The 2,665-nt window shown below is 68.9% G+C and carries 3 protein-coding genes and 2 pseudogenes; 4 read left to right on the forward strand and 1 reads right to left on the reverse strand.

Annotation, left to right across the window (positions count from 1 at the left end; all coding sequences use genetic code 11):
* The 4 genes and pseudogenes from FV230_RS27020 to FV230_RS27035 form a co-directional block, all read left to right on the forward strand.
* Nucleotides 1-562, forward strand: a pseudogene (locus FV230_RS27020) (hypothetical protein); the annotation flags it as partial.
* A 24-nt stretch (nt 563-586) separates the two neighbouring features.
* Nucleotides 587-874, forward strand: a complete 288-nt coding sequence (locus FV230_RS27025; protein WP_348642167.1) for a hypothetical protein — start codon at nt 587-589, stop codon at nt 872-874.
* A 91-nt stretch (nt 875-965) separates the two neighbouring features.
* On the forward strand, nt 966-1,298 hold the full coding sequence (locus tag FV230_RS27030; RefSeq protein ID WP_147844567.1) for a hypothetical protein: 333 nt from the start codon (nt 966-968) through the stop codon (nt 1,296-1,298).
* An 87-nt stretch (nt 1,299-1,385) separates the two neighbouring features.
* A complete protein-coding gene (locus FV230_RS27035) occupies nt 1,386-2,102 on the forward strand; it encodes a YidB family protein (RefSeq protein WP_147844568.1) in 717 nt (238 codons plus the stop codon).
* Between the two features lie 450 nt (nt 2,103-2,552).
* On the opposite strand, the pseudogene FV230_RS27040 reads toward FV230_RS27035, so the two are convergent.
* Nucleotides 2,553-2,665, reverse strand: a pseudogene (locus FV230_RS27040) (IS5/IS1182 family transposase); the annotation flags it as partial.

A 2,665-nucleotide genomic window follows, 5' to 3' on the forward strand; every position in this document is an offset into this window, starting at 1 on the left:
GGTGCCGAAGACCCCCGTGCCGACGCGCGATCCCGAGGCCTGCCGCGCCGAGGCGACGGCGCTCGTCGGCGGAACCAGCCTGCGCTTCCCGCCCGGCTCGGGCGCGCTCGCGCCGATCTTCTATCCGGTGCTCGATCGTCTCGCCGATCTCGCCAAAAGCTGCCCCGCGCTGCGCATCGCGGTCGCCGGCCACGGCGATCCGGCCAAGCCCGCGCCCGCTCCGCCCGAGGCGAAGGTCGCCGACGCGTCCGGGGCGCAGGCAGGGGCCAAGCCCGATCCGGCCAAGGTCGATGCCACGAAGCCCGACGCCAAGGCATCGGACAAGAAGGCCGCGCCGGCGTCCAAGGATGCCAAGCCTGCCAAGGATGCCAAGCCGAGGGATGCCAAGCCGAAGGACGCCAAGCCCAGGGAGGCGACCGAAGCGCCCGAGCCCGACCTGGCGCGGCTGCGCGCCGGGGTGGTTGTCGAGTACCTGCTCCAGGCCGGCGCCGGCGTCGATCAGCTCAGCATCGCGGACAAACCCTCGGACCGGCCGGGCATCGCCTTCGCCGTGCTGCCCTGACCGTCAAGAGGCCGTTCGCCCGTGATGCTTCTCCTCGCCGGCCTGTGGCCGGGATCGCTCGCCGCCCTGGTGCTTGGGCTCGGCGTCGGCCGGCTCGCCGGGCCGCCGGCCAGCCCCGCGATTCCCGCCGCGCTCGGAATCGCGACCCTGGTGCTGGCCGGCATCGCCCTCGCGGGGATCGTGCCCGGCACCGCCGGGTTCTGGCTCGAGAGCGCGGTCGCGATGCTGGCGCCCTACCTCGCCGGCTGCGCGCTCGGCGCGCTCGCCCGGCGCCTCGCGGGGGTGCGACCGAGCGAGCCCCCCACAACCTGAAGCCGGCGCGGAACCGAGGCGCCCCGGTCCGGCGTTGCCCCTCCAGAGAGAGCCTTCGGGCTCACCGGAGACACGCAACGGACCCCAAACCATGAGACTCGATCGCTCCGCCCGCCGTCGCCTCACCCTGCGCCCGCGCGCCGGCCTCGCCGCCACCGCGCTCCTCGCCGCCGGCCTCGCCGGCTCCGGTGCGCTCGCAATGCTCGGCGACTTCGTCGAGCCGGCGCGCGCGCAGTCGGCGGCCAGCCGCATCGACCAGCCCACCGCCGCGACCCTGCCGGACGCCGAAGGGCGGCCGAACGGGACCGTCCCCTCGGCCCGCGCCCTCGCGCCCGGCACCGACGTGATGGACACCGGCACCGTCGGCGCCGCGCGGATGAACCCGAAAGCGAACCTGCCCGACGCCACGCGCTCCGCCCGCTAGGCACGACGCAACCTCGGCCCGGCCCCCGCCGTTGATCGGCGGGGGCTTTTTCGTGCGCTCCGTCCATCCTGATTGAAGGAAACCACCATGGGTCTGCTCGATTCGGTGATCGGCGGCGTGCTCGGGCAGGTGCTCGGCGGCGGACGCGGCGGCAACCCAGGGGGCGCGGCCGGCGGCGCGATGTCGCCGATCGTGAAGGCGCTGCTGATGCTGCTGCTCGCCAAGGGCGCGAGCGGCGGCTTGGGCGGCGCCCTCGGCGACGTGTTCGGCGGCGGCCAGCGCCGGCCGGAACCCGGCCCGGACACCGAACGCTCCGGCGGCGCCGGCCCCTACGGCCGCGATCCGGGCCACTCCGCCGACGATTCCGCGCAGGATCCCGGCGACATCGGCGGCTTCGACCAGCAGGGCGGCCGCCGCGACGCGCCGCTGCCGCCCGGCGATTTCAGCGACCTGTCCGGCATGCTGGACGGCCCCGGCGACCAAGCCAATGTTCCTCAATCAGGAAACGTTTCACATGAAACATCGGGTCAGGTCGGCGGGCTCGACGGCCTCGTCGACCGCTTCCGGCAGGGCGGCCTCGGCGACGTGATCGACTCATGGATCGGCCACGGCAGCAACCGCAGCATCGAGCCCCAGGACCTCGCCCGCGCGCTCGGCCCCGACACCCTCGGCGCGCTCCAGAGCCAGACCGGGATGGACCGGGACTCGCTGCTGTCGCAGCTGTCTCAAGTGCTGCCGGAGGTGGTGCACGGGCTCACGCCGCAGGGGCGCGTGCCGGATGCGGGTGAGCGGCGGGGGTGGTAGACCGCGAAATAAACAGAGGCGCTAAATGATCCGAATTTACTGCCATACATTTAAGAGCTGGCCGAAAATTTGGATCCACTAACTTGACTGCGTCAAGATCAGAGGTAAAATACAAGCACATATTTCACCGCGTAATTGTCGCATAAATTTCATCAGGCAATTCTGTCGACAATAGCGTCTTTGCTTCGAAGATAAGAAGCTCAAGAATTCTTGCTAATGACCTTCTGCAGGAATTATCCAACGTAACGCAAGGAGATTTTGATCTGGAGCGTGACGTAGATGAATTTGGTTTATATCGGATCCGAACTTCATATGATCGTTATAAGATTGCTTAACAGGCGGAACTGGGAAGTACACCAGCGTTTTTCGTCAATCAAAAGGGTAGTCACGATACCCAGTTTCTACTGGACGACCCTTATGCGCTGTTCCCAACCGATCTAAGACCCTGTTTCATAAAGCTCGGGCGATCCGTCTGACGAGGATCATGGCTGCGGCGAGGACGAAGAAGGCGAGCGCAGAGGACGGGGTAGCCTCGTGGTCGCGAGCCAACCTGCGGCAGCGGG

Origin of the sequence: Methylobacterium sp. WL6 (assembly GCF_008040095.1) — a bacterium.
GTDB lineage: Bacteria > Pseudomonadota > Alphaproteobacteria > Rhizobiales > Beijerinckiaceae > Methylobacterium.